Source organism: Mycobacterium sp. NGS57 (assembly GCF_059812405.1).
Window position 1 is genome coordinate 458,200 of sequence record NZ_JCALCP010000003.1, and the last position, 24,745, is coordinate 482,944.

The 24,745-nt window shown below is 70.2% G+C and carries 26 protein-coding genes; 15 read left to right on the top strand and 11 right to left on the bottom strand.

The window, feature by feature from the left end; all coding sequences use genetic code 11:
- Positions 1 to 2 precede the first annotated feature (2 nt).
- From AC5Y43_RS08555 to AC5Y43_RS08575, 5 genes are read right to left on the bottom strand one after another with little or no spacing between them, the layout of a single operon-like run.
- The gene (locus tag AC5Y43_RS08555) at positions 3 to 1,205 is read right to left on the bottom strand and encodes a thiolase family protein (protein WP_499971393.1); all 1,203 of its coding nucleotides are present in this window, start codon (positions 1,203 to 1,205) and stop codon (positions 3 to 5) included.
- Positions 1,202 to 1,645 (bottom strand): hotdog family protein, encoded by a 444-nt coding sequence (locus tag AC5Y43_RS08560; RefSeq protein WP_499971395.1) that lies wholly within the window; start codon positions 1,643 to 1,645, stop codon positions 1,202 to 1,204. The genes AC5Y43_RS08555 and AC5Y43_RS08560 overlap by 4 nt, the downstream gene beginning before the upstream one ends.
- Positions 1,642 to 2,154 carry a MaoC family dehydratase gene (locus AC5Y43_RS08565; protein ID WP_499971397.1) on the bottom strand — a complete coding sequence of 171 codons (513 nt, stop codon included), beginning with the start codon at positions 2,152 to 2,154 and terminating at the stop codon, positions 1,642 to 1,644. The genes AC5Y43_RS08560 and AC5Y43_RS08565 overlap by 4 nt, the downstream gene beginning before the upstream one ends.
- Entirely contained in the window at positions 2,147 to 3,232 is a 1,086-nt protein-coding gene (locus AC5Y43_RS08570) for an acyl-CoA dehydrogenase family protein (RefSeq protein ID WP_499971399.1), read from the bottom strand. The genes AC5Y43_RS08565 and AC5Y43_RS08570 overlap by 8 nt, the downstream gene beginning before the upstream one ends.
- Entirely contained in the window at positions 3,222 to 4,400 is a 1,179-nt protein-coding gene (locus AC5Y43_RS08575) for an acyl-CoA dehydrogenase family protein (protein WP_499971401.1), read from the bottom strand. The genes AC5Y43_RS08570 and AC5Y43_RS08575 overlap by 11 nt, the downstream gene beginning before the upstream one ends.
- A gap of 148 nt (positions 4,401 to 4,548) precedes the next feature.
- Between AC5Y43_RS08575 and AC5Y43_RS08580 the strand changes: the two genes are divergently transcribed.
- From AC5Y43_RS08580 to AC5Y43_RS08590, 3 genes are all read left to right on the top strand, one after another.
- Positions 4,549 to 5,166, top strand: coding sequence for a TetR family transcriptional regulator (locus tag AC5Y43_RS08580; RefSeq protein ID WP_499971560.1), 618 nt, complete (start codon positions 4,549 to 4,551; stop codon positions 5,164 to 5,166).
- Entirely contained in the window at positions 5,163 to 5,987 is an 825-nt protein-coding gene (locus AC5Y43_RS08585; RefSeq protein ID WP_499971403.1) for a hypothetical protein, read from the top strand. Before AC5Y43_RS08580 ends, AC5Y43_RS08585 begins: the two co-directional genes overlap by 4 nt.
- Before the next feature lie 126 nt (positions 5,988 to 6,113).
- Positions 6,114 to 6,278 (top strand): hypothetical protein, encoded by a 165-nt coding sequence (locus AC5Y43_RS08590; protein WP_499971405.1) that lies wholly within the window; start codon positions 6,114 to 6,116, stop codon positions 6,276 to 6,278.
- 85 nt (positions 6,279 to 6,363) lie between these two features.
- On the opposite strand, the gene AC5Y43_RS08595 is transcribed toward AC5Y43_RS08590, so the two are convergent.
- Entirely contained in the window at positions 6,364 to 9,027 is a 2,664-nt protein-coding gene (locus AC5Y43_RS08595; protein WP_499971407.1) for an ATP-binding cassette domain-containing protein, read from the bottom strand.
- 102 nt (positions 9,028 to 9,129) lie between these two features.
- Positions 9,130 to 10,197 carry an alpha/beta hydrolase gene (locus AC5Y43_RS08600; protein WP_499971410.1) on the bottom strand — a complete coding sequence of 356 codons (1,068 nt, stop codon included), beginning with the start codon at positions 10,195 to 10,197 and terminating at the stop codon, positions 9,130 to 9,132.
- Positions 10,198 to 10,349: 152 nt separating this feature from the next.
- Here AC5Y43_RS08600 and AC5Y43_RS08605 point away from each other — a divergent pair, with 152 nt between their 5' ends.
- Genes AC5Y43_RS08605 through AC5Y43_RS08615 form a run of 3 tightly spaced genes read left to right on the top strand, consistent with a single transcriptional unit; the run spans position 10,350 to position 12,589 of the window.
- The gene (locus AC5Y43_RS08605; RefSeq protein ID WP_499971412.1) at positions 10,350 to 11,189 is read left to right on the top strand and encodes an SDR family NAD(P)-dependent oxidoreductase; all 840 of its coding nucleotides are present in this window, start codon (positions 10,350 to 10,352) and stop codon (positions 11,187 to 11,189) included.
- 34 nt (positions 11,190 to 11,223) lie between these two features.
- A complete protein-coding gene (locus AC5Y43_RS08610) occupies positions 11,224 to 11,670 on the top strand; it encodes a nuclear transport factor 2 family protein (RefSeq protein WP_499971414.1) in 447 nt (148 codons plus the stop codon).
- A 55-nt stretch (positions 11,671 to 11,725) separates the two neighbouring features.
- Positions 11,726 to 12,589 carry an alpha/beta fold hydrolase gene (locus tag AC5Y43_RS08615; protein ID WP_499971416.1) on the top strand — a complete coding sequence of 288 codons (864 nt, stop codon included), beginning with the start codon at positions 11,726 to 11,728 and terminating at the stop codon, positions 12,587 to 12,589.
- Here the strand turns inward: AC5Y43_RS08615 and AC5Y43_RS08620 are convergent.
- Together AC5Y43_RS08620 and AC5Y43_RS08625 are read right to left on the bottom strand one after the other, a co-directional pair.
- A complete protein-coding gene (locus tag AC5Y43_RS08620; RefSeq protein ID WP_499971418.1) occupies positions 12,586 to 13,065 on the bottom strand; it encodes a nuclear transport factor 2 family protein in 480 nt (159 codons plus the stop codon). The two genes, AC5Y43_RS08615 and AC5Y43_RS08620, sit on opposite strands and share 4 nt — an antisense overlap.
- A 31-nt stretch (positions 13,066 to 13,096) precedes the next feature.
- Positions 13,097 to 13,912 carry a mycofactocin-coupled SDR family oxidoreductase gene (locus tag AC5Y43_RS08625; RefSeq protein WP_499971420.1) on the bottom strand — a complete coding sequence of 272 codons (816 nt, stop codon included), beginning with the start codon at positions 13,910 to 13,912 and terminating at the stop codon, positions 13,097 to 13,099.
- A 131-nt stretch (positions 13,913 to 14,043) separates the two neighbouring features.
- Here AC5Y43_RS08625 and AC5Y43_RS08630 point away from each other — a divergent pair, with 131 nt between their 5' ends.
- From AC5Y43_RS08630 to AC5Y43_RS08655, 6 genes are all read left to right on the top strand, one after another.
- The gene (locus AC5Y43_RS08630) at positions 14,044 to 15,228 is read left to right on the top strand and encodes an acyl-CoA dehydrogenase family protein (protein ID WP_499971422.1); all 1,185 of its coding nucleotides are present in this window, start codon (positions 14,044 to 14,046) and stop codon (positions 15,226 to 15,228) included.
- 22 nt (positions 15,229 to 15,250) lie between these two features.
- A complete protein-coding gene (gene bphC, locus AC5Y43_RS08635) occupies positions 15,251 to 16,159 on the top strand; it encodes a biphenyl-2,3-diol 1,2-dioxygenase (protein ID WP_499971424.1) in 909 nt (302 codons plus the stop codon).
- A gap of 5 nt (positions 16,160 to 16,164) precedes the next feature.
- Complete coding sequence (locus AC5Y43_RS08640) at positions 16,165 to 17,631, top strand: FAD-dependent oxidoreductase (RefSeq protein ID WP_499971426.1); 1,467 nt, start codon at positions 16,165 to 16,167, stop codon at positions 17,629 to 17,631.
- A gap of 165 nt (positions 17,632 to 17,796) precedes the next feature.
- Positions 17,797 to 18,597: an IclR family transcriptional regulator gene (locus tag AC5Y43_RS08645; RefSeq protein ID WP_499971428.1), complete on the top strand. Its 801-nt coding sequence runs from the start codon at positions 17,797 to 17,799 to the stop codon at positions 18,595 to 18,597.
- Between the two features lie 8 nt (positions 18,598 to 18,605).
- Positions 18,606 to 18,953 (top strand): hypothetical protein, encoded by a 348-nt coding sequence (locus AC5Y43_RS08650; RefSeq protein WP_499971431.1) that lies wholly within the window; start codon positions 18,606 to 18,608, stop codon positions 18,951 to 18,953.
- Entirely contained in the window at positions 18,946 to 19,572 is a 627-nt protein-coding gene (locus AC5Y43_RS08655; protein ID WP_499971433.1) for a Dabb family protein, read from the top strand. Before AC5Y43_RS08650 ends, AC5Y43_RS08655 begins: the two co-directional genes overlap by 8 nt.
- On the opposite strand, the gene AC5Y43_RS08660 is transcribed toward AC5Y43_RS08655, so the two are convergent.
- Positions 19,569 to 20,456 carry an SDR family NAD(P)-dependent oxidoreductase gene (locus AC5Y43_RS08660; protein WP_499971435.1) on the bottom strand — a complete coding sequence of 296 codons (888 nt, stop codon included), beginning with the start codon at positions 20,454 to 20,456 and terminating at the stop codon, positions 19,569 to 19,571. The genes AC5Y43_RS08655 and AC5Y43_RS08660 overlap by 4 nt on opposite strands.
- A complete protein-coding gene (locus AC5Y43_RS08665; protein WP_499971437.1) occupies positions 20,453 to 22,360 on the bottom strand; it encodes a flavin-containing monooxygenase in 1,908 nt (635 codons plus the stop codon). Before AC5Y43_RS08665 ends, AC5Y43_RS08660 begins: the two co-directional genes overlap by 4 nt.
- Before the next feature lie 100 nt (positions 22,361 to 22,460).
- Between AC5Y43_RS08665 and AC5Y43_RS08670 the strand changes: the two genes are divergently transcribed.
- The 3 genes from AC5Y43_RS08670 to AC5Y43_RS08680 are packed head-to-tail and all read left to right on the top strand — an operon-like array spanning position 22,461 to position 24,737.
- Entirely contained in the window at positions 22,461 to 22,943 is a 483-nt protein-coding gene (locus AC5Y43_RS08670) for a nuclear transport factor 2 family protein (protein ID WP_499971439.1), read from the top strand.
- Between the two features lie 4 nt (positions 22,944 to 22,947).
- On the top strand, positions 22,948 to 23,790 hold the full coding sequence (locus tag AC5Y43_RS08675) for an SDR family NAD(P)-dependent oxidoreductase (protein ID WP_499971441.1): 843 nt from the start codon (positions 22,948 to 22,950) through the stop codon (positions 23,788 to 23,790).
- Positions 23,787 to 24,737 (top strand): alpha/beta hydrolase, encoded by a 951-nt coding sequence (locus AC5Y43_RS08680; RefSeq protein WP_499971443.1) that lies wholly within the window; start codon positions 23,787 to 23,789, stop codon positions 24,735 to 24,737. The genes AC5Y43_RS08675 and AC5Y43_RS08680 overlap by 4 nt, the downstream gene beginning before the upstream one ends.
- Positions 24,738 to 24,745: the final 8 nt, after the last annotated feature.

Consider the following 24,745-nt stretch of genomic DNA (forward strand, 5'->3'; position numbering starts at 1 on the left):
GGTCAGTCCCCCCGCAACAGCAGGGCGACCTGCTCGCTCATGATGCCGCCGTTGCCGGTGACGAAGGCGGTGTGGCAGTCACGCACCTGCGCGTCGCCGGCCCGGCCCATCACCTGGCGCGCGCCGTCGACGACGTGGTGCATGCCTCCCGCCATGCCGGCCTGGCCGAACGACAGCTGACCGCCTGCGGTGTTGAGCGGGAAGTCCCCGCGGAAGGTCAGGTCGTGCTCGGTAATCCAGGACATGCCTTCGCCTTTGGCGCAGAAGCCGGCGTCTTCCAGGCTCATCAGGACCGTGATCGTGTAGCAGTCGTAGAGCGACGCGACGTCGACGTCGGAGCGGTCCAGCCCGGCCATCGCGAACGCCCTGTCGGCGGCGCGCGCGATCGGCGTGCACAGCAGGTCCTCGGCGTAGGTCGGGGTCTTGAAGGCGATGTGCTCGCCGAAGCCCTTGATCCAGACGGGGCGGTTGCGGCCGCGGCGCGCGATGTCCGCGTTGGCGACGAGCACGCCGGCTCCCCCGTGCACCCGCATCACCGTCTCGAGCATGTGGATCGGGTCGGCGATCATCGGGCTGGCGAGCACGTCGCCGACCGTGATCGGGGTCCCGTGGAAGACCGCGCCCGGATGCGCGCACGCGTTGGCGCGCTGGTCGACGGCGATCTTGGCGACCGCGGCGGGGTCGTAGCCGAATTCGGCGCCGTAACGCTGGGCGATCTGCGCGTAGGGGGCGTTCTGGCCGACGTTGCCGTACGGGATCTCGAACTCGGCCTGCGGCGAGCCGTAGTTGTTCGACGACGCGCCATACCAGTTCGGCGCGGGCGCCGGGCCTTTCGCGGATTGCGGCACGTTCAGCGATCCCGGGACGACGGCCAGCACGGCGTCACAGACGCCGAGCTCGACGGCGGCCGCGGCGCGCCACACCATGCCCGCCGAGCTGGCCCCGCCCAGGTCCACCCGCTCGCCGAAATCCAGTGCCAGGCCGAGGTATTCGCACAGGGTGGCGGGCGCGAACATCGCCGATTCGGCGACCCCGTGGGTGATCAGGCCGTTGACGCGGGCGGGTTCGACGCCGGCGTCCTCGACGGCCGTCTTGGCCAGCGCGGCGTACTGGTCGAGGGTGAACAGGGGCGGCCCGGCCGGGCGGCGTTCGGCGGGCAGCTCGGCGATCCCGACGATCGCCGCCTCGCCGCGCAGCCCCGTCACGACGCCGTTCCGCGGCGGGGCAGCTCGACGGTCGCGTTGCCCGGCATCAGCACGGTGTCGTCGCGGCGCCCGGCGATGTCGAGATCGACGAGCCCGGCGCCGCTCTCGACCCGCTTGGCGGTGACTTCCCCGTGGAAGGTGAGTGGCAGGCCGGGGTGCGCGACGGCCCGATTCTGCACCGAGAAGGACACCAGCCTGCCGCGTCCGCCGATCCACTCGCCGATCGCGCGGGCCAGCAGCGCGGCCTGCAGCGGGCCCTGCACCAACACGTCGTCGTAGCCTTCCACCGTGCGGGCCCAGTCCTTGTCGTAGTGGATGCGGTGGGCGTTGTAGGTGGCGGCGCTGAAGAGGAACAGCTGCGTTTCGTCGACCGTGACGGTCAGCGTGGGGATCTCGTCGCCCACGCCGACATCGTCGTAAAACACCTGTGGATCGGTCATCGAGGCTCCTGAGGGCGGGCGATCATCGACGTCGAGGCCTCGGCCACCAGATCGCGGTCCTGGTTGCGGTACACCGTGTGCCAGGTGACCAGGACGAATTTACCTGAGCGGCCCTGCTTTTCGACGATCGACTCGATGGTGCGCACCATCTCGATCTCGTCGCGGTGATACGCCGGCAGGTGAAACGTGAAGCTCTCCCCGCCGGCCATCCGCTTGGGCGCGCGGGGAAACGCGAGGCTGCCGGATACCGCGCCGGAGGACCCGTCGGGCCGCAGCGCGTCGAGGTGCGTGACGCCCAGCACGACGTATTGCAGGAACAGCGGCGGGCAGACGATGTCGCGAAAGCCGTTGGCGCGGGCGTACTCCGGGTCGAACCACAGCGGGTTGCGGTCCCCCACCGCCGCGGCCCACCGCTGCCAGTCGCGCCGGTTCACCTCGCCGGTGGCCGACGCCGCCACGGTGCCCACCCGCGCCGCCGACTCGGCGTCGATCAGGCTGAGTTCACTCATCCATCGCCTCCTCCAGCCATGCCGCGGCGACGTCGGCGCCGCCACCCAGCGTCGAGCCGAGCCGCGCCCGTTCGGTCCACAGGTGCAAGTCGGTTTCGGTGACGTAGCCCATGCCGCCGTGCAGTTGGTGGGCGTCCAGCGTGATCAGCCTGGCCGCGGTCGCCGCATGCATCCGCGCGACCGCGGTTTCCCGCGTGGCCGTGCGGCCGCGCGCCAGCCAGAACACCGCCGAGTGCGCGGCCAATCTCGCTGCGGCCAAGGCGATGTGCATGTTGGCGATCAGGTGCTGGGCCGCCTGGAACGACGCGATCGGGCGGCCGAACTGGTGGCGCAGCTTCGTGTAGGCGACGGTGCGCTCCAGCACCGCCTGCCCGACCCCCACCAAGTCCAATGACCCCAGCGCGACCGCCGCATTGGCGAGCCGGCGCAGCCCCGGTTGGCTGACATCGCCCAGCAGCGCATTGGGACCGACGAGCGCGTCGTCGAAGCGCACGGTGAACGCCCGGTGCCCGCCGGTCATGGCCAGCGCCGCGCTGGACAATCCGTCCATGCGCGGCTCGGCGGCGAAGGCCAGGGTTCGCCCGGCCGCGGTGGCCGAAACCACGAGGACGTCGGCGACGTCGGCGTCGGCGACGTAGTCCGCGGTTCCGGTCAGCCGCCAGTCGCCGGCCGGGGCGGGCTCGGCGCGCAGCACGGGCGCGACGACGGCGGCGTCGCGGGCGCTCCACAGTGCCGTGCTGCCGCGGAGGCCGCCGTTCGTCAGCGCGGGCAGCCACGCGGATTTCGCGGCCGGCGAGCCGAGCTGCTCGATCGCCAGCGCGGCCTCGACGGTGCTGTGCACGGTCGTCGGGCACAGGGCGCGCCCGGCCTCGGTGTAGAAGACGGCGAGGTCGTCGAGCGTTCCGCCGGAACCGCCGTGCTGCGTGGAGATGGCCAGCCCGAACACGCCGGCGTCGGCCAGGGCCTTCCACAGCGCCTTCTCCAGCGCCACAGTGCTGCGGTCGGGGCTCTCCGACGCCAGCAGCTTGCGCAACGCCGCACCGAATTCACGCCGTTCGGCGGTGGGCCTAACGTCCATACGAGGGCATCCCGTGGCCGCGCTGGGCGATGATGTCGCGCAGGACTTCGTTGGTGCCGCCACCGAAACGCATCAGCGGGGCGGCGCGGTAAAGCCGTTCGAATGTGCCTGCCAGGGGCGCGTTTTCGCTGCGATGCGCCAGCAGGCCGTCGGGGCCGAGGAGGTCGAGCGCCAACTCGGCGATGCGCTGGCGCAGCTCGCTGGTGAAGATCTTCTCGACGCTGACCTCGACCGTCGGGATGACACCGCCGTCGAGGATCGAGGCGGCCTCGTAGCCCATCAGCGTGGCGACCTCGACGTCGGCCTCGGCCCGCGCCAGGCGGCGGCGCAGCGCGGGGTCGCGGGCGGGCACGGTGCCGTCGCGCCGCGGGGCGCGCGCGAGTGCGCGCAACTCGTCCACGGCGCGGCGCAGGTCGCCGGCGTTGGTCAGCGCGCCGCGTTCGAGGTCGAGGGCGCCGGTGACGTAGGTCCAGCCCCGATTGACCTCGCCGATCAGGTTGGTGGCCGGGACTCGCACGTCGTCGAAGTGCACCTCGTTGGTGCGATAGCCGGACCACGCGTACAGCGGGCGGATCTGGACGCCGGGGCTGTCGATCGGGACGATGATGACCGAAATCCCGCGGTGGCGCACCGCATTTGGGTCGGTGCGCACGCAGAGCCACTCGTGGGTGGCGCGCTGGGCGCCGCTGTTCCATGTCTTGGTGCCGTTGATCACCCACTCCTGGCCGTCGAGCGTCGCGCGGGTGCGCAGGCTGGCCAGATCGGTGCCCGCCTCGGGCTCGGAATAGCCTACGGCGCAGATCATTTCGCCGCGAGCGATGAGCGGTAGCCATTCGGTTTTGTTGCGCTCGGTGCCGTGCCGGATGATCATCGGCGCCACCGAGGTGACGGTCAGGTCGGGTCCGGGTACGCCCCAGTATTCGAACTCGCTCATCAGCAGGTGCTGATGCACCGCGCCGAGGGCAAGCCCGCCGTACTCGCGCGGCCAGTTGAGCCCGAACCAGCCCTTCTCGCCGATCTTGTGGCGGAACCGGGCGACCTCGCCACCGGGGAACTCGAGATCGTGCTGGGCCAGTTCGGCCCGCAATTCGGCGGTGACGTTCTGCTGCAGGAATTCGCGAACCTCGGTCAGCCAGGCGCGTTGCCCGGCGTCGAGTTCGAAATCCATCCCTGACCCCTTCTGCAGGCCGCGCCAGCGTAGCGCCGCGGCGGAAATGCGCGCTGATCGACGCACCGACGTTACGCCCGGGTGCGCCGCTGACGCCCGTCATTGACGAGTGTCAGTGAGCCAGGGTACGTTGACCGGCGTGCCCTCGATGACGTCGGCTCCCCAGGCCACGAGCGTGCGGGAGGCCCAGCGGTTGCACACGCGGGCCCGCCTGTTCGACGCCGCGGTGGCCGAGATCGGCCGGTCGGGGCTGGCGGCGACGGACGTCGCCGCGATCGCCGCGGCCGTGGGGGTCGCGCGCGGCACGTTCTACTTCCACTTCCCCACCAAGGAGCACGTGCTCGTCGAGCTGGAGCGGGTCGAGGAAGCCCGCATCGCGGCCGCACTGGCCGCCGAAACCAGCGACGGCGGCGACTTGCTTACGCTGCTCACGTCGTTGGTGGGCGCGGTCCTCGCGGCCGAGCGGCGATTGGGGCCCGTCGTCTTCCGGGACATGCTGGGGCTGCACTTCTCCGCGTCGCGGCCCGTGGAAGACGGGCCCGGCGAGCATCCCCTGGCGCAGTTCGTCATCGCCGCGATCGCCGGGGCGCAGGCCGCGGGGCGCGCGTCTCGCGACGGGGATGCCGGCGAGCTCGGCGTCATTTTCCTGACCGGACTGTTCGCGTTGCTGGTCACGGCGACGCGATCGATGGCGGCGTCGCAGCCGCGCGCCGCACTACTGGATCGCTACGTGAAGACCATCGTTGCAGGAATGGAGGCACCATGAGCGGCACGGGCATCGAGGGCTACCAGGCCTATTTGAGCCGGCGCGACGGCGAGGCCGATCTGCTGCATCGCCGGCTCTCCAACCGCGAAGACTTCTTTGGATCGCTGGAGGAGAACCCCGTTCGCTCCGCGCGCGCCATCGATCAGACGCTGTTCCAGCGAAACCTGCGGCGGCGACGGCCCGAGCCGGGGCTCGACCGCGAAATGCTGTTCCTGTTGGCGACCGCCAAGCTGAACCAGGCCGAGCGGTTCGGCGTGGACCTGGGCGACACCTACGGGCGTATCGGCGGCGCGGACCAGCCGCCCGAAGGAGTGTATCTCGCGCTCGAGGAGCACTATCACACCCGCCTGTTGGCCTACGTGCTGGACATTTTCGGGCTGCCTTTCCAGGTGGTGGTGCCGCCGTTCGTGATGCGCCAATTCGTGAAGATGGAGGTGTTCCTGCCCGAGCGATTCGGGTTTCCGTTCGTGGGCGCCGGGGAGATGGCGGGCTGCATCATGTTCGACGAGCTGCGCCGCGTCGGCGTCGAATTGTTCGCCGACGAACCGGAGGTGGCCGCGCGGATCGAGCGGCTTTACGGCGAGATCCTCACCGACGAGCTCGGTCACGTCGGCTATTGCGCGGCGCGCTGCACGCGGGCGGAGCGGGCGCTAATGCGTTGGCTCTACCCGATTTTCGGGCGCCTGTTCGCCAGCCAGACCGCGGAGATCAGCCTGCTCGTCGGTCCCGAGAAGCTGCGTGCCCGCCTGAGCCGGCCCTTCGACGTCGAGGGGCTCGCCGCCGGGGTACCGAACGACACGTTCGTCGCGGCCCACCCGTGATCCACCCTTGAACGAGCCTGTAAATCTCTCGTAAATACCCCCGCGCAGCTATCGCAAATACGGGGCCGGGCTGCGACAATTTGTCGAACACCCCTTTTTGTTCGGCCCGTCCTACCGGGAGTGGTCATGCCCGCCCTTGAGATTCAACTCCGCCAGGAATTGCGCGATTGCGCCGTTGAACTACGACAGCTGGCCTACACGGTGCCGCACGGGGTCGGGGAACATGCGCTGCTGGAACTGTCGGATCGGATGCGTGCCGCCGCCGACCAGGTGGTCCACAAGCGCGCCTAACGTCCGCGAGCCGAACCAGGCTGCGAATTCCGGCGTCGAAATTCGCGATGTGGTTCGGCTCGCGAATTAACACGCAAAGCCCGGATCACCCGCCCTTGAGGCGAATCTTCCAGCGCACGAAGCTCAGGTAGACGGCGCTGAGCAACACCAGCATCCCGATGTCGAACCACCACGCCCCTGGCGTGTGACGCCAGTGCGAGTCCTTCGGTGTCAGCGGGCCGGGCACCAGTTTGATCAGGTCGGCGGTGGACGCCGACGACGCGAAGCCCCAGCGCGCCGGGGTCGCCCACGACATCTGGTCGAGCCCGACGCGGGCGGTGACGGGAATCATGCCGCCGGAGAACACCAGCTGGGACATGACCGCCACCACGAGCAGCGGCATGATCTGCTCGTTGGACTTGGCGATGGACGACAGCACCAACCCGAGCATCGCCGAGGCGACGGTCGTCATCGCGACGTCGACGAACAGCTCCAGGCCGGGCCTGCCCAGCGCGACGGCGCCCTGCGTCGGGCCGCCCTTGCCGAGCAGCGCGATGATGGTCACGATCGCCGACTGCACCACCGCGAACACGGTGTACACGCACACCTTGGCCAGCAGGTACGCGGTCGTCGACAGGCCCACCGCCTGTTCGCGCAGGAAGATCGCCCGTTCACCGATCAGGTCCCGGATGGTCAGCGCGGTCCCCATGAAGACCGCACCGACGTTGAGCAGCACCAGGATCTGTCCGGGCTCGTTGGGCGCGGCGCCCATGGGGTTCGGGATGCCGAAGCCGACATCGCCCGGCACCGACATCGACAGCGAGCCCATGATGAACGGCAAAATCGCCAGGAATATGAAATAGCCGCGGTCCGAGACGATCAGCCGCACCTGCCGGCGGGCGATCGTGGAGAACTGCCGGAACAGGCTCGTGTGCGACGGGTCGCCCAGCTCGGCGGGCCGTTCGGCCGGCGGCGGCGGCGGGGGCGGCCCCGTCCGCGCCAGGTACCGCGACTTGGCGCCGTCGGGGTCGCTGGCGACCGTGCTGAAGATGTCGGCCCAGTTCGTCGTGCCCATCGCCGGACCGATTTGGCCGGGCGGCCCGCAGAACGCCGTCTTGCCCCCGGGCGCCAGCAGCAGCACCTGGTCGCAGATGTCCAGGTACGTCAGGGAGTGGGTGACCACCAGCACGACCCGGCCGGCGTCGGCGAGCTGCCGCAGCATCGTCATCACCTGCCGGTCCAGCGCGGGGTCGAGGCCCGACGTCGGCTCGTCGAGGATCAGCAGCGACGGCCCGGTCAGCAGCTCCAGCGCCACCGACGCGCGTTTGCGCTGACCGCCGGAGAGCTTGTCGACCCGGGTGTTGAGGTGCTGGGTCATCTCGAGCTCCTCGAGCACCCGCGCCACCACCTGCGCGCGGTCGTCCTTGGTGGTGTCGGGCGGCAGCCGCAGCTCGGCGGCGTACATCAGGGCCTGCTGCACCGTCAGCTGCCCGTGCACCACGTCGTCCTGCGGCACCATCCCGATCCTGCTGCGCAGCGAGGCGTACTCGGCGTGCACGTTGTGGCCTTCGAAGGACACCGTGCCCTTGGTCGGGTGCGTGTAGCCGGCGACCAGCCGCGCGAACGTCGACTTGCCCGCGCCGGACGGACCGATGACGGCGGTGAGCGTTCCGGGCTGCGCGCCCAGCGAGATGTCGTCCAGCAGGACCTTGGTGCCCTCGATCGTCCACGTCACCCCGCGCACGTCGAGGCCCCCGCTGCGCGTCGCGGTGGCGCTCTCGTCGCGGCGGGCCAGCGTGCCGCCGGCGAAGACGAGATCGATGTTGCCGATCGTGACGACGTCGCCGTCGTGCAGCACGGCCGAGTCGACCCGTGCGCCGTTGACGAAGGTGCCGTTGATGCTGCGGTTGTCGTGGATCTCCGTACCTTGCGGCGTGGGGATCAGCGTGGCGTGGTGACGCGAGGCCAGCACCTCGGGAATGACGATGTCGTTGTCGTTGGCCCGGCCGATCTTGATCGACCCGGGCGTCGATTCCACCGCGGCCCGGCCCGGCCGCAGGATCTTCATCATCGAGGTCGCGATGTTCGTGGAATCGCCGATGCGGCCCGTCTCGCCGGCCGTGGGCTGCTCGACCCGGCCGGTCCCGAGCCCGGCCGGGGGCACGTGCGCGGGTTGAGCCCGGTAGATCTTCGGCGCCGACTGGGGTCCGCTGGGCGGCCCGACCGGGTGTCCGCCGCTCGGATAGCGCGGCAGCGGGCCGCTGGGCGGATGGACCGGCTGCGGCCCGCTCGGCGGGTGCGTCGGCTGCGGCCCGCTGGGCACGTGTGGTGGTTGGCGCACTGGGCCCGACGGGGTCTGCGGCGCCGCATGCGGCACCGGGCCGCTGGGTGCGCTGCCCGGATTGAAGATCGGAATCGACGTCGTCAGCGGCGGCCGTCCGGCCGAGCCCTGGTGGCGGCCGACCTCAAAGGTCAGCGACGGGCCGTCCGGGTTGCCGATGTTGACGCGCAACCCGTCCTGGATGTCGACGACGGGCACGCGGCGGTTGTGGACGTACAGGCCGTTGAGGCTGCCGTTGTCGACGGCGACCCAGCGCCCCTGGTCGAATCGCACGATGAGGTGGGTGCGCGAGATCAGCGGGTGTGCGACGCGCACGTCCGCGCGAAGGTCACGCCCGATGACGACGTCGGTGCCTGCCGCGAAGGTGCGCTCGGATCCCTCGTATCGCACGGTCAGCACAGGCGGGGCAGGTGGGGTCACGATGACCAACTGTATCGGCCTGTGCTGGCCCTAGCTCCGCTTGCAGCCCAAGTCGTCGCCGCCAAATCAGCGAACGCCGGCCGTCCGGACGGGTCGTCTACGGCTGCCGGGTCATCCCGCCGCGGCGGAGAGATGAGCGTGACGGCGCCTTGCCGAGCGCCGCCAGTTGTCCGGCAACCCGCGGCTCTCGTCAGTGACCCTCTTAATGAAATCGCCGATGTAGCGAATGGCCTGCCGGCCCTCCGGCAAAACGTCGGCCGCCAGCGGGAAGTCGTGAATTTGGCCGTCCCACAAATGCAGCTCGCATCGAACTCCGCTGTCCTGCAGGCGTTCGGCCATCAACTCGGCGTCCGGCCGCAGCAATTCATCGCTGCTGGCGTGGATGGTGACCGGGGGCAACTCCCCGAGATCCGCGTCCACCGGCGACTCGACCCGACAGCTGGCTCCGCCGCCCGCCGGGACCCGCGCCTCGCCGAGGTATTGGGCGAACATCGACAACGCCCCGCGGGTGAACATCGAGCACCGCCGCGCGTTGCGGTGGCTGAGTTTGCGGGCGGGATCGGCGTCGGTGAAGGGCGAAATCGCCGCGACGGCCGCGGGCCTGACGAGGTCGGCGCGGATGGCCGCGAGCGTGGTCATGAACGCGAGGTATCCCCCGGCCGAGTCGCCGGCCACGACCAGGGTGTCGCCGTCGTAACCGCGGTCCAGCAGCCAGCGGATCCCGCTCATCCCGTCCTCGATCGCGTCGGCGATCTGGTGCGTCGGCAGCTTGCGGTATTCGACGGCCAGCACGGCGGCGTCCGCCGCCTTGGACAGCCGGGTCACCAGGGATCGGTGCGTGTTGAGGCCGCAGGTGATGAACGCGCCGCCGTGCAGGTAGAGGATCGCGCGTTCGCCCGACACGCCGGGCGCGCGCACCCACTCGGCCGCGCAGTTGTCCAGCCGCATCGGTTCGATCTTGGCCGCGGAACCGAAATGTGGCACCAATCCCGCCAGTCCGTCCACGTATTCGAAGGGCCAATGCAGATTCGGCTGAACGGCCCACGCGCGCACCACGTTTTTCACGATCAACCGGCTCGCCATGGACACAGCAAACGACTGGGCGCTGTGGCGGTGATGGTATCGCCGATTCATCGCCTGGCTCGGCAACAAACGCTCTGACCCTGCTCTGACTACCATTTGCATTCGACTCCTATAGAAACGACGGTTACCCGCCATCGAGCGCGAAAAACGACGGGCAAATCCGCAGCAAATGTCACCTTTGTCACGTTTTGCCCGCGAAGGACGTGGGTAGCGAGCCCGGGCGCCGCGGGTGCCCCAAGATATGAGCCATGGGACAGGGTGTCGACGCGCTGCTGGCCGGCCGGGTCGCGGTAGTCACGGGCGGTGGCGGCGGCATCGGCGCCGCGACCGCGCGCCTGTTCGCCCGGCACGGCGCTCAGGTGGTGATCGCCGACATCGATACCGAGCTCGCCGGCCGGGTCGTCGACGAGATCGCGGCGGCCGGCGGCGCGGGCCTGGCGATAGCGACCGATGTGCGCGACGCGGACCAGGTCGCCCGCCTGGCGCGGGCGGCGCTGGATCGCTACGGCCGGGTCGACGTGCTGGTGAACAACGTCGGCCACTGGCTGCGCCACCCGGGCGACTTCGTCGACACCGACCCGCAGCTGTGGGATGACCTGTACCGCATCAACCTGCACCACGTATTCCTGGTCACCCACGCGTTTCTGCCGGCGATGATCGAGCGACGGGCCGGGTCGATCGTCAACGTCTCGTCGGTCGAGGGGTTACGCGGCTACCCGGAGGATCCCGTCTACGCCGCCTTCAAGGCCGCCGTCATCCACTTCACCCGCAGCCTCGCCGTGCAGGTGGGACGCGACGGGGTGCGGGTCAACGCGATCGGCCCCGACGTCACCGAATCATTGCAGGTGCCCTACTCGCAGTGGCTGTCCGCCGAGGAGCAGGCGCAGTGGCCGCAATGGGTTCCGGTCGGCCGGATGGGGTTGCCCGAGGACCAGGCCCGCGTGATCCTGTTCCTGGCCTCGGACCTGGCGGGGTTCGTCACCGGCCACACCATCCCCACCGACGGCGGCACCGGCGCGGCGGGCGGCTGGTTCCGCTCGTCGCGGCGGCCCGGCCGGGACTGGACGAATCGTCCCGCCTCGCCCTAATGAGTAGCGCCCGCGAAATGGGAAGGAGTCGACGGTGGAGATGTGGGAATTGATTGCCCGCGAGCAGATCCGGGACACGCTCGCGCAGTACAACTGGTCCGGTGACGGCGGCCGGCTCGAGGGCCTCGCGGAGACGTTCTGCGCCGACGGCGTCCTCGAGATACGCGGATTGGAGCCGCTGCGCGGGCGAACCGAGATCGCGTCGTTCCTCGGCGGCGTCACCGGGAAGGTGGCCGCGGGCGCCGCGGGTGTCAAGCCGATCGTCCGGCACAACGTCGCCAACGTGTTGTTCACCGCCGTGTCGCCCGAACGTGCGGAGGTCTCGTCCTATTTCACCGTGGTCACCCAGGTCGGGCTGGACCATTTCGGCCGCTATCGCGACACCCTGGCACCCGAGGGCGGGACCTGGCTGATCAAGCACCGGAAGGTGTCGACGGACTGGGCGGCGGCCGGCTCGACCATGGCCCGGCGCGGCCAATGACCGGTCGGCGGGACACCGCTCTCGATCGCCGCGGCGGCATGGCAGGGTGACAGCCGTGACTTCTCCAGCGACCGTCGAGCAAGACCTGCGCGAGATCAGCACCCCGAAGGGCGCTTTGCGCTACTACGACTGCGGCCCCGACTCGAAGCCGGTCCTGTTGTTCCTGCACGGCTCGGGCCCCGGCGTCACCGGCTGGCGCAACTTTCGCGGGGTGCTGCCCGCGTTCGCCGAGCACTTCCGCTGCCTGATCCTGGAATTTCCCGGCTTCGGGGTCACCGACGACCTGGGCGGTCACCCGATGCTCACGGCGTTCGGCGCCGTCGCGCCGTTCCTGGACGCGCTCGGCGTCGACAAGACGCACATCGTCGGCAACTCGATGGGCGGCGCCGTCGGCATCAACTTCGCCACCCAGAACCCGGACCGCGTCGGCCGCCTGGTGACCATCGGCGGCATCGGCACCAACATCTTCAGCCCCAGCCCCAGCGAGGGCATTCGGCTGCTGCAGGAGTTCGTCGAGGATCCGACCCGGCAGCGGCTCGTCGACTGGCTGAAGTCGATGGTCTACGACCAGGCGATGGTCACCGACGAGCTGATCGACGAACGGTGGCAGCTCGCGACCGATCCCACGGCCCTGGAGGCCGCCCGCCGCATGTACGGCAAGGCGGCGTTCGCCGCGATGAACGCCGCGATGGCGGCCTCCGACCGGCCGATGCCGTGGGCGGTGATGCACAAGCTGACGGCGCCCACCCTGTTGACCTGGGGCCGGGACGACCGGGTGAGCCCGCCCGACATGGCCCTGATCCCGATGCGCACCATTCCCAACGCGGAGCTACACATCTTCCCCAACTCCGGGCACTGGGCGATGATCGAGGCCAAGGAGGCGTTCGAAAGCACCGTGCTGGCCTTTTTGTCGCGCTAGCCCGCGAGGCCCTTCGTCAGCAGCGCACGCGCGTCGGGGTTGCCGTCGAGGACCCGGCTGGTGCGGGTGGCGATCTCCCAGCCGCCGTCGGTGCGCCGCAGCGCGAAATGGTGCGCGGTGGCCCGCCACACCCGGTAGGCCCCTCTTTCCGAGCCCTCGCGGATGAGGACCAGCGACTCGCACACCGCCACCGCCTCGTCACCGGTGACGGTGACCACGCAGGGCCCGAGGAAGTGGCAACATCCCCTGGCCACCAGGTCCTGGTGGGCATCCGAAGCCACCATGGCGTGAACCTCGGAGCGCCCCTCCATCCGCCGGCCGTCGACGTCGTACACGCCGTCGCTCGCCCACAGCCGCGCCGTGGCGTCCGGGTCACCGGCGTCCACCGCCGGACCGTACGACGCGATCAACTGCCGGATGTCGCGGTCGTCCTCGAGCCGGCGCAGCCGGACCATCAGTTCGTCCATATCGTTCATGCTGGTGCCCCTCACTTGTTGGCGGCTCCGGTCACGTCGCCTTCTGGGTGAGGCCGGCGTCGACGACGAGCTGGGTGCCGGTGATGTAGCGGGCCTCGTCGGAGGCCAGGAACACCACGGCGTTGGCGACGTCGACGGGCTCCACCCACGGCACCGGAAGCAGGTTGCGCGCCTTGAGCACCTCGGCGGCGTCGGCGGCGGTGGGGTTGTCCAGGTCGGGGCGCAGGCGCCGGAACGTCGCCTCGTTGAGCACCATCGGGGTCGCGACCGCGCCGGGATGCACGGTGTTGACCCGGACGTTTCGCGGACCGAGCTCGTTGGCCAGCGTGCGCGCAAGGCCGACCACGGCGTGCTTGCTCGCCGTGTAGTGGGCGGCGTTGGCGGTCCCGCGAATTCCGTTGGTGGAGCTGATGATAATGACGGACCCGCCGTCCGCGCCTTCCCGATCAACCATGTGCGGCACCGCCGCCCGGACGGTGTGCCAGACGCCGGTCAGGTTGATGTCGAGCGTGCGTTGCCAGTCTTGCGGGTCGAGCTCCCACGAGGGTGCGCCCGGCAGGTGGATTCCGGCGTTGGCGACGACGACGTCGAGGCGGCCCAGCTCGGCGACGCCGGCACCGACCGCGGCCGCGACGGCCTCCAGGTCGCTGACGTCGGCCAGGCCGGTCGCGCAGCGCCGGCCGCGGTTCTCGACTTCGGTTGCGGTGCCGCGCAAGTCGTCGGCGACGGCCGGGCCGTCGAGCGCGATGACGTCGGCGCCCTCGTCGGCGAACCGCTGGCAATGCACGCGCCCGGTGCCCCGGGCGGCCCCGGTGACCACCACCACCTTGCCGGCCAGCCCCGTCATCGCGGCGCCCTGACGAGATTGCTCACAAGCACACACGGTAGGGGATTTGCGTCCGCTCACCGGGAACGCCTTCGGCTTCGGCACCAACTGCGGTAAACCATTAGGGGGCCCCTACAGGTAAGGACAACGAGATGAGCGACCGGGTACTCGACCGGGTTGTAGCGATGGCGGACCAGTTGCGCGACCAGGCCGCCGAAGCCGAACGGCTCGGCCGGCTGACCGACGACACCGTCAAGCTGATGAAGGGCGCCGGGCTGATCCGGCTGCTGCAGACCAAGCAGTACCAGGGCTTCGAGGTCCACCCCCGCGAGTTCGCCGAAACGACGATGGCCACCGCGGCGCTGGATCCGGCGGCCGGCTGGATCGTCGGCGTGGTGGGCGTGCATCCCTACCAGTTGGCCTATGCGGACCCGAAGGTCGCCGCCGAAATCTGGGCCGACGACGTCGACACGTGGATGGCATCCCCGTACGCGCCGCAGGGCGTGGCCAAACCGGTCGACGGCGGCTACATCTTCAACGGCCGCTGGCAGTTCAGCTCGGGCACCGACCATTGCGACTGGATCATCCTGGGGGCCATGCTCGGTGACGACAAGGGCATCCCGTTGATGCCGCCGCAGATGCTGCACATGATCCTGCCGCGCAAGGACTACGAGATCGTCGAGGACTCGTGGAATGTGGTGGGGCTGCGCGGAACCGGCTCCAAGGACGTCATCGTCTCCGACGCGTTCGTCCCGACCTACCGGACGATGGACGCGACGAAGGTGATGGACGGCACGGCCCAGCGCGAGGCCGGCATGACCGAGCCGTTGTATCTGATGCCGTGGTCGACGATGTTCCCGTTGGGCATTTCCGCGGCGACCATCGGCATCGCCGAGGGTGCGCTGGCCGCGCACCTCGACTACCAGCGGGGCCGGGTGGGCGCCACCGGGACCGCGATCAAGGACGACCCCTACGTGATGCACGCGATCGGCGAGGCCGCCGCCGACATCAACGCCGCCCGCCAGGAGCTGCTGGCCAACGCCGACCGCATCTACGACATGGTGGCGGCCGGCAAGGAGGTGTCGTTCGCCGACCGCGCGGCCGGGCGCCGCACCCAGGTTCGCGCGGTATGGCGCGCGGTCTCGGCCGTCGACGAGATCTTCGCCCGCTCCGGCGGCAACGCGGCCCGGATGGACAAGCCGCTGCAGCGGTATTGGCGTGACGTGCACGTTGGGCAGATGCACGCCATCCACGTGCCCGGCACCACGTATCACGCGTCGGCGCTGAGTTCGATCGGCATCGACCCGCCCGAGGGCCCGCTGCGGGCCCTCATCTAACGGCGAACTAGGAGCATTGACGGTGAGTGACCTGAAAAGCCTTGGCTACATCACCATTTCGACCAACGACATCGACCGCTGGCGGCAGTTCGCGTTCGGTGTGCTGGGTTTCGCCGAGGGTAAGGGCCCCGACCCGTCGGCGCTGTACCTGCGGATGGACGAGCGCGCGGCCCGGCTCATCGTGGTGCCCGGTGACACCGACCGGGTGCTCACGGTCGGCTGGGAGGTGCGCGACCACCCGGCCCTGCAGCGCGTGCAGGCCACCCTGGACGGCGCCGGCGTGGCCTACAAACAGCTGTCCACCGAGGAGGCCGAGGCCCGCCGCGTCGAAGAGGTGATCACCTTCGAGGATCCCGCCGGCACCACACTCGAGGTGTTCCACGGTGCGGTGCTCGACCACAGCCCCGTCGTCACCCCGTTCGGCGCGCGGTTCGTCACCGGCGACCAGGGCATGGGCCACGTGGTGGTTCCGGCGACGGACCCCAACGGGCTGTTCGACTTCTACACCGAGGTGCTGGGTTTCCGCTCGCGCGGCGCGTTTCGGGTGCCGTTGCCGAAAGAGTTCGGCCCCGTGCGGGTTCGGTTCCTCGGCATCAACGAGCGCCACCACAGCCTGGCGATCGTGCCCGCCGCGCATCAGCGCGACCCGCGACTGGTGCACATCATGGTGGAGGTCGATTCCCTCGACGCCGTCGGGCAGGCGCTGGACCGGGTCAACGCCGAAGGCTTCCAGCTGTCCTCCACGCTCGGGCGGCACACCAACGACAAGATGGTCTCGTTCTACGTCCGCGCGCCCGGCGACTGGGACATCGAGTTCGGCACCGACGGCATGCGCGTCGACGAAAGGTATTACACCGCAGAGGAAATCACCGCCGACAGCTACTGGGGCCACCAGTGGGTCGGTGAAATGCCCGCGGCCATGCGGATGTAATGCCCATGACATCCGACTCCGACGTGACGCCGGCGCCGGCGTCGTCGATCACCTCCTGGGATGACGAGGCCGACGTCGTCATCGCCGGCTACGGGGTCGCCGGAGCGGCGGCGGCGGTCGAGGCGGCCCGGTCCGGCGCCGACCTGCTGGTGCTGGAGCGCACCGGATCCTGGGGCGGCGCGGCGGCGATGGCCGGCGGGTTCATCTATCTCGGCGGCGGCACCGCGCTGCAAAAGGCCTGTGGCTTCGACGATTCCGTCGAGAATATGGCGGCGTTCCTCAACGTGGCGATGGGTCCCGGCGCCGACGAGAACAGGATCGCCGACTACTGCGCCGGCAGCGTCGCCCACTTCGACTGGCTCGTCGGCTGCGGCGTCCCGTTCAAGGCGGAGTTCTTCGCCGAACCCGGCTGGGAGCCGATGGGCGATCACGGCCTGATGTACAGCGGCGGCGAAAACTCCTACCCGTTCAACATCATCGCCACGCCCGCGCCGCGCGGGCACGTCCCGCAGATGCAGAACAAGAAGCAGGGCGAGGCCAGCGCGGGCTACATGCTGATGAAGCCACTCGTCGAGACGGCAACCGCGGCCGGGGCGCGGGCGCTCTACGACGTGCGGGCGCAGCGTTTGATCGTGGAGTCCGACGGCAGGGTCGTCGGGATCCGCGCCCGCCGGTACGGCGACGAGATCACGATCCGGGCGCGCAGCGGGGTGGTGCTGGCGACCGGCAGCTTCGCCTACAACGACGCGATGGTCGCGCGCTACGCGCCGCGGATCGCCGGGCGCCCGGCCGCGTCGATCGAGCAGCACGACGGCCAGGCGATCCGGATGGCCCAGGCGCTGGGCGCCGACCTCGCCCACATGGACGCCACCGAGGTCGCGATCTTCGTCGACCCGCAGCAGCTGGTGCGCGGCATCCTGGTCAACGGCCGTGGGCAGCGCTACGTCCCCGAGGACACCTACCCCGGCCGCATCGGACAGCTCACGCTCTACCAGCAGGACAACGTCGCCTACCTGATCATCGACGACGACGCGCAGCAGGAGGCGATGGCGTCGTGGTCACCGAAATTCATGCTGCGGCCGGCGACCTGGGTGGGCGACACCGTGGCCGACCTGGAAGCCGACATGGGCCTGGCGCCCGGTTCGCTGCAGGCGACGGTCGCCGCGTACAACGACGCCGCCGCCCGCGGCGAGGACCCGCTGCTGCACAAGAAGCCGGAGTGGATCAAGCCGATCGGCTCCCCCGTCGGCGCCATCGATTTGCGGGAGAACACCGGCGGGTTCACGCTGGGCGGCCTGGCCACCACGCTGGACGCCGAGGTGCTGCACGTCAGCGGCGAGCCCATCCCCGGGCTCTACGCGGCCGGCCGATGCACCGCCGGCCTGGCCGCCTGGGGTTATGCCAGCGGCGTCTCGCTGGGCGACGGCAGCTTCTACGGCCGCCGCGCGGGCCGCTCCGCGGCCCGCGGCTGAGGTCCCTCGTTCTGTCGCGGGCGTAACGCTGCGGCGAAGGCTCCCGCCGAATTTCGCCGTGGCGTTACGTCCGCGGAACCTCGATGTTCGCGTGTCATGTGACAGCGGCCACACCCGTGTGCTAGAACTATATTCCTAATAGGAATATGCCAGCCAGGAGGACCGGTGTCAGCACCCGCCGAATCGAGCACCCCTACCGCCGTCATCGACCGCATCTCGCTGGTCCTGGACGCCTTCGATGGGCCGGGCCGGCTGACGCTGGCCCAGATCGTCCGCCGCACCGGTCTGCCCCGCTCGTCGGCGCACCGGATGCTCGAGCGCCTGGTGCAGCTGCGCTGGCTGCGCCGCAACGGCCGCGACTACGAGCTCGGCATGCGCCTGGTCGAGCTGGGGTCGCTGGCCGTGCATCAGGATCGCCTGGTGCGCGCGGCCGGCCCACTGCTGGGCGAATTGCACCGCGCGACCGGGCTGGCCGTGCACCTCGCGGTCCTCGACGGACCCGACGTCGTCTACCTGGACAAGATCGGCGACCAGCGGATCCCGACGCGCGTTGGCGGTCGCCAGCCCGCCCACTGCACGGCGGTCGGCAAGGCGATACTCGCCTACCGCGACGACGATGCCGAGCTCGACCTGCGGGTGCGCAAGACGAAGTACTCGATCGGCACCGGCACGCAACTGGCCGTCGAACTGGCCAAGGTGCGCGCCCACGGGATCGCCTTCGAACGCGAGGAGTCGCTACTCGGATTCGGTTGCGTCGCAGCACCGATCGGCGCCCCCGGCGAGGCCCGGGCGGCGGTGTCGGTGTGCGGCCCGATGAATCGGATGATGTTCGACCAACGACTCGCCGCCCCGGTGCGGATGACGGCAATGGGCATCTGGCGCAACGTCGAGGATGGCCCCGCGCCCGCCCTGCAGCCGCTGCGCCCGTTGCGGCCCGCGCCCCGTCCCGCGCTGCAGTACGCCTGACGCAGCCCATGGCCGACGGCCAAGTGTTCGTCATCGACCGGGTGGTCACCCGCCCGGGGTGCGCCCGGCGGTTCGTCGACACGTACCTCGCCGACTACGCCCCCGGGGGGCGCGCCCGCGGAATGACGCTGCGCGACGTCCTGGTCAGCCCGCCGATCTGGGGCGACGACCAGGTCAACACGATCACCATCACCTGGACCCTGCCCGGTCCCGAGGCGTGGTGGCAAATGACGTGGCAAGGACGCCCCGATCCCACGCTGGCCGAATGGTGGTCGCGCGTAGGCGAATTGGTGCAGGAACGGTCCCGGTCGTTCGCCGCCGCCGCCGACGACGTGGCCGGCCTGTGCGATGTATAGCGTCACCAGACTGGTCGACGTCAACCCCGCCGATCGCGACCGGCTGGTCGGCGAATTCAGCGCGGCCGCGGCCGAAGCCGGGGCCCTGCGCTGGGTCGTGCGGCCCACGCTGCCGGGCAGCCGCAACGGCGGCGACATCCTCGCGCATTTGAGCTTCGCCACCAGGGATGAATGGGATTGCGCGCCAAGGCGATTCGCCGCACTGCTGGAAGACCCCGCCGTGACCCGGGTCAACGGGGTCGATTACGCGGGCGTCCCCCAGCGCTGCGGAGACACTGCCGGCACCGTCTACCGGACGCTGTTACTTCGCGTGGCGCCGGAGAACCCCGCCCCGACCGTCGCGCGCTTCGAGCGCGAGCTGTCCTCGATGCCGCGCTACGTGCGGACCATCCGGGCGTGGCAGCTCAGCCGGGTCGACCATGCGATCGGAACGACGCAGTGGACGCACGTATTCGAGCAGGAGTTCAGCGACGTCGACGGACTGATGGGCCCCTACCTGATGCACCCCATCCACTGGGCGGTGGTCGATCGCTGGTTCGATCCCGAGTGCCCGGAGGTGATCGTGCGAGACCGCGTCTGCCACAGCTTCTGCGCGATCACCGATGCCGTGCTCAGCTAGATCCCCGCCGGGAGGATGTTCGGGTTGGCGCTCGCGGGCGGTTCCAGCGGCGGCAACAACCGTGTGCCATCCAGGCTGTGTACCGCCAGTCGCTGCGACCACGGATAGTGCAGGCTGAACGCGACCAGCCCCGTTCGCTCCGCCGCGGGTAGCCGGCACATCGCCAGGACCGTCTCGGCCAGATACTCCACCGGCTCGGTCGGAAACGACGCCGGGATCAGTTGCGCCGCACCGGGAGTGCGGACCGCCGTCGACGGCGCCACGCAGTTCACGGCGATGTTGGCATCGAGAAACTCCGCGGCCACGCCCTGGGTGAAGCGATGCAGCGCGGCCTTCACCGACGCGTAGACCACGTCGCCGGAGGTCTTGTTGTAGTCGCGGTAGGGCCGCGCGGGGGCGACACCGGTCACCGAGCCGATGTTGACGATCCAGCCCGCACCCTGCCGGCGCATGTGCGGCGCAGCGGCTTTCGTCAGCACGAACGGGACGCGCAGGTAGTGCTGCACGGTGCGGTCGAACGTCTCCAGGCTCATCTCGTCGATCGGCGCGTAGTCGGCGAACCCGGCGTTGTTGACCAGGATGTCGATGCGGCCGGTCTGCCGCAGCACCTCCGCGACCAATCCGTCGCGCTGCGCGGCGTCCTCCAGGTCGGCCGCGACCCCGAACGCGCGGCCGCCCGCGGCCCGGATCATCTCGACGGTCTCGCCGATGGTGCCCGGCAGCGTCGCGGCACCACCCCCGCGCACCGACGAGGACGGTGACTCGGATCGGGCCGTGACCGCCACGGTCGCGCCCTCGGCGGCCAGTCGCTGGGCGATCGCCCGCCCGATCCCCCGGCTGCTTCCGGTAACCAAAGCCGTTTTGCCGGCGAGCAATTCGCTCACCGCAGGTCGAAGTCGGATTCGACCGGGGTGCGGTGGCCATGCCACACGTCCACCAACCGGTACGGGAACGAGATCACGATGCGCCCCCCACCCGAGCGGTAGTAGGTGTGCGCGCTCGGCGTGTGGCACCAGACCGTGCCGGCCATGGTGGCGTCGATCTGCGCGACATACTCCTCGTACGCGCGCTGCGTCACCTCGATGACCGACGCGTCGCGCAGGGCCATCAACTGCAGGCATTCCATGACGTAGTGCACCATCACCTCGACGCCGAAGTTGTGCCCGCCGCCGTGCCCCGGGCTGTAATTGGGCGCCGACGAGATGAACATGTTGGGGAATCCGGGCACCGTCCCGCCGCGGTACGCCCGCGGACTGTCGCCCCACTCATCGGCCAGCCGCCTGCCGTGCCGGCCCCGAATGTCCACCGTCGACAGGAAATCCAGATGGTAGCCGGTGGCGTAGACGATGACGTCGACGTCGATGTGGCGGCCGTCGGCGGTCACGATGCCCGCCTCGGTGACCCGGGCGGGCTCGCCGGCCTCGACGTCCACGTGGTCGCGCGCCAGCGCCGCGTAGTAGCCGCCCGGATCCCGGATGATCCGCTTGCCGTACGGCGCGAAGTCGGGGGTGACTTTGCGGGCCAGCTCGCTGCCCGCGCCGAATACCCGGTCGATGTAGCCCAGGCATAACTGCAGCAGCACGTCGTTGGCCGGCGAGATGGACAGGTGCTCGGCCGCCCACTCGGGTTCGTTGAGGATCACCGGGTAGTTGTTGTCCGCGGTCCCCCAGAACGATTTGAGCCGGATCCAGTTGGCGTAGAAGGGCAGCCGGGTGCCCAGCCACCGCTGATAGCCGGGCACGTCATCGGAGGGCCGCCGCCGGGGCGCCACCCAGTGCGGCTGCCGCTGGAACACCGTCAGGTGTGCCACCTTGTCCGCACACGCGTCGACGATCTGGACCGCGGTGCAGCCCGCGCCGATGACGGCCACCCGCTTGCCGGTCAGATCCAGCCCGGGATCCCACTCGGCCGAATGAACCGAGACACCCGAGAACGTCTGGCGGCCGGGCAGATCCGGCCAGCGCGGCCGGTTAAGGTAACCGGCCGCGGGGATCACGACGTCGGCGTAACTCACGTCGCGGGCGCCGCCCGGGCCCACCGCATGGATCTGCCATTGCCGGCGCTCGTCGTCCCACCACAGCGCTTCGACCTCGGTGCCGAATCGGGTGCGCTGCCGGACGTTGTTCTTGTCGGCCACCGCCACCAGATAGGCCTGATACTCCGCGCCCATCGGGTAGTAGCTCGACCAATCTCCCTTGACGTCTCGCGACAGCGAGTAATACGCCGACGGCGTGTCGACGCCGATGCCCGGGTAGGTGGTGGTGTACCAGGTGCCGCCGACCTCGTCGTTGCGGTCGAAGATCTGGTAGTCGATACCGGCGTCCGCCAATTCCAGCGCCGCGGTCAGCCCGGCGATCCCCGCGCCGATCACCGCGACCCGGAAGCCCTCGGGCAGCCGGGCCGTGCGGGGCAGCACCGGCTGGCGCGGCTGAAACCCGCCCTGCTCCAACAACAGCGGCAGGTACTCGGCGCCCACGGTCCCCCCGAGCGCCAGCGGTGCGATCCGCGCGAACAGGCCGGCATCAGCGGGTGCGTCGCGCGCGACGGCGCCAATGGACCTCGACCGCACGGCGGCCACGACCGCCTCGACGATTTCGGCCGCCGTCTCGGGATCGGTGACGCCGGCCTGCTCCGGCGGGTCGGGAACGTGGGTAATCCTCGGCGCGAACCGGTCGACGACGGCATGGTCACCGGTCAACTGCGCCAGCACCGCCACGAGCACCCCGGGATCGGCCTGCGACAGGTTGGCCCGCAACTCGCCGGAATCCACCGGGGCAGCAGCTGTCATGCCACGAGTATCGGGGCACCGCGCCGGGGGATGCAGAGAATGTTCCACTGACCGGGCATCGCCGGCACTGCGCGCACCACAACGGGGTTGACTCACCGCCATGAGCACCGACATCACGCTGCCCGACCTGCAGGAGTTCGTCGCGGGCTTCTGGTACCACTACGACGAGGCGCACTACGACGAGCTCGCGGCGCGCTACGCCGACGACGTGCGGTACGTGACCCGAAGCGACTCGGGCGCCAGCCCCTTCGAGGAATTGATGTCGCCCGAGCTGCGTGGCCGCGCGGCGGTGCTGGACTGGCTGTCCGCCCACCGCGAGCAGAGCCCCTACCCGCTGCGCCACCACGCGACGAACGTGCACCGCACCGGCACCGACGGCGAGGTCACCCGCGCGCGTTTCTACATCTTCGTCAACCAGGTCGCGAACTTCCTGCCGTTCGCCGTGTCCAGCGGCGTGGCCACCGTCGGCGTGCGGCGCGGCGCCCGCGGGCTGGAGTTCACCGAGATGGACATCGTCCTGGATACCACCAATTCGGTGTTGCTCTCCGAGCGCGGCGCAGACACCGCCACCACCGCCTCCTAATCCGGTGAGCGCACGGGAGGTTTTCGGCGGCGGGGTTGCCGTCGTCACCGGGGCCGGCTCCGGCGTCGGCGCCGGAATCGCCCGCCACGCCGCGGCATTGGGGATGACGGTGATCCTCGCCGACGTCGACACCGGCACCGTCGCGGCCCTGCGCGAGGAGCTTCGCGCCGCCGGTGCGACGGCGGTGGCCGTCACGTGCGACGTGCGGGACCCGGACGCCGTGCAGGAGCTCGCCGAGACGGTGTACCGGGATGTCGGCGCGGTGCGGCTGTTGGTGAACAACGCCGGAGTCGAACAGTTCGGCTACCTGTGGGACACGCCCGTGGACAACTGGCGACGCGTCGTCGACGTCAACATCAGCGGCGTCTTTCACGGCGTGCGTGCCTTCCTGCCCAGGATGATGGCCGCCGGCGAGCGGGCATGGGTGTGGAACCTGTCGTCGGTCGGCGGGGTTGTCGCGATTCCCCTGCAGGCGCCCTACATCGCCAGCAAGCACGCGGTGCTGGCGCTGACGGAGTGCCTGCGCCTGGACGTCGAGTCGGCCGGGCACGGCCACCACGTTCACGTCCAGGCCGTGCTGCCCGGCGCGGTGGTATCCAACATCTTCGAGGCTGCGGGCGGGGTGGACCCGTCGGCGGCCACCGGCGCCGCTGCCGCCGAAGGGCAGCGCGCCGCCATGCTCGACATCAAGGCCGGGGCCATGGATCCGCTGGCGGCCGCCGAAACGGTGTTCGAGCAGGCCGCCGAGGGCCGGTTCTACCTGCTCACCCAGCCGTCGGTCGCGGCGGCCATGGCCGAACGAGCGAATGTGCTTGCCGCGCAACACCCCCCGGCGCTGAGACGATGACGACTCCCGCCCTCGACCCCGACGCCGCCGCGCGTGTCGCCTCGCTCGGCGACATCCCGCCCATGCGCCGGCGCGGCCTGGCCGCGGTGCGGGCGGCGCTCGAATCCGCGCCGCTGCCCGACGCGATGCCCGAGATGGCGCGCGTCACCGAGGCCGCCGTGCCCGGCCCCGCCGGGCCCATCCCCGTCCGGATCTACCGCCCGACAACCGATTCCGGGGCACCGGTGCTGGTCTATTTCCACGGCGGCGGGCTGGTGATGGGCTCCAACCACTCGTTCGAGCCGCTCGCTCGCGAGTTGGCGTCGGCCTGCGCGGCGACGGTGGTGGCCGTCGACTACCGACTGGCGCCCGAGTCGTCGCCTCCCGCGCAGTTCGACGACGCCTGCGCCGCCACCGGCTGGGTGGCGCAGCACGCCGGCGAAATCGGGGTCGACGCAAGCCGTCTCGCCGTGATCGGTGACAGCGCGGGCGGCTCGCTGGCGGCGGCGGTCGCGCTGGCCGCCCGCGATCGCGGCGGCCCCGCGATCTGCGCGCAGGTGCTGCTGTACCCCGGTCTGGATCGCGACATGACCGTTTCGTCAATCGCATTGCTGGCCGACGCGCCGATGCTGCGCCGCGACGACATCGACTTCCTGAACACCCTTGCGGACGGTGCGGCGACACCGCCGCGCGACCCGTACCTCGTTCCGGCCTACGCCACCGACCTGTCCGGCCTGCCGCCGGCGGTCGTCGTGACAGCGGGCTGCGACCCGATCCGCGACTGGGGCGAGCGGTACGCCGACCGGCTGCGCGACGCCGGCGTGCAGACCACCAGCACGCGGTATCCGGGTATGTACCACGGCTTTCTGATGCGCTCGGACGCGACGGCGCGGGGCCGGTTGGCCATCGCCGAACTCGGGGCGCTGTTGCGGGCCAAATTCGCGCATCCCTTGCAATTCACAACCTGAAGGAGACG

Bases quoted from the DNA above. Each gene is read 5' to 3' on its own strand.
- AC5Y43_RS08625 (WP_499971420.1), bottom strand. From the start codon at position 13,912: ATGACGGGGCTGGCCGGCAAGGTGGTGGTGGTCACCGGGGCCGCCCGG.
- AC5Y43_RS08590 (WP_499971405.1), top strand. From the start codon at position 6,114: ATGCCCGCCCTTGAGATTCAACTCCGCCAGGAATTGCGCGATTGCGCC.
- AC5Y43_RS08620 (WP_499971418.1), bottom strand. From the start codon at position 13,065: ATGAACGATATGGACGAACTGATGGTCCGGCTGCGCCGGCTCGAGGAC.
- AC5Y43_RS08575 (WP_499971401.1), bottom strand. From the start codon at position 4,400: ATGGATTTCGAACTCGACGCCGGGCAACGCGCCTGGCTGACCGAGGTT.
- AC5Y43_RS08565 (WP_499971397.1), bottom strand. From the start codon at position 2,154: ATGAGTGAACTCAGCCTGATCGACGCCGAGTCGGCGGCGCGGGTGGGC.
- AC5Y43_RS08560 (WP_499971395.1), bottom strand. From the start codon at position 1,645: ATGACCGATCCACAGGTGTTTTACGACGATGTCGGCGTGGGCGACGAG.
- AC5Y43_RS08650 (WP_499971431.1), top strand. From the start codon at position 18,606: ATGGCCGACGGCCAAGTGTTCGTCATCGACCGGGTGGTCACCCGCCCG.
- AC5Y43_RS08630 (WP_499971422.1), top strand. From the start codon at position 14,044: ATGAGCGACCGGGTACTCGACCGGGTTGTAGCGATGGCGGACCAGTTG.
- AC5Y43_RS08670 (WP_499971439.1), top strand. From the start codon at position 22,461: ATGAGCACCGACATCACGCTGCCCGACCTGCAGGAGTTCGTCGCGGGC.
- AC5Y43_RS08665 (WP_499971437.1), bottom strand. From the start codon at position 22,360: ATGACAGCTGCTGCCCCGGTGGATTCCGGCGAGTTGCGGGCCAACCTG.
- AC5Y43_RS08600 (WP_499971410.1), bottom strand. From the start codon at position 10,197: ATGGTAGTCAGAGCAGGGTCAGAGCGTTTGTTGCCGAGCCAGGCGATG.
- AC5Y43_RS08655 (WP_499971433.1), top strand. From the start codon at position 18,946: ATGTATAGCGTCACCAGACTGGTCGACGTCAACCCCGCCGATCGCGAC.
- AC5Y43_RS08605 (WP_499971412.1), top strand. From the start codon at position 10,350: ATGGGACAGGGTGTCGACGCGCTGCTGGCCGGCCGGGTCGCGGTAGTC.
- AC5Y43_RS08640 (WP_499971426.1), top strand. From the start codon at position 16,165: ATGACATCCGACTCCGACGTGACGCCGGCGCCGGCGTCGTCGATCACC.
- AC5Y43_RS08570 (WP_499971399.1), bottom strand. From the start codon at position 3,232: ATGGACGTTAGGCCCACCGCCGAACGGCGTGAATTCGGTGCGGCGTTG.
- AC5Y43_RS08585 (WP_499971403.1), top strand. From the start codon at position 5,163: ATGAGCGGCACGGGCATCGAGGGCTACCAGGCCTATTTGAGCCGGCGC.
- AC5Y43_RS08580 (WP_499971560.1), top strand. From the start codon at position 4,549: ATGACGTCGGCTCCCCAGGCCACGAGCGTGCGGGAGGCCCAGCGGTTG.
- AC5Y43_RS08680 (WP_499971443.1), top strand. From the start codon at position 23,787: ATGACGACTCCCGCCCTCGACCCCGACGCCGCCGCGCGTGTCGCCTCG.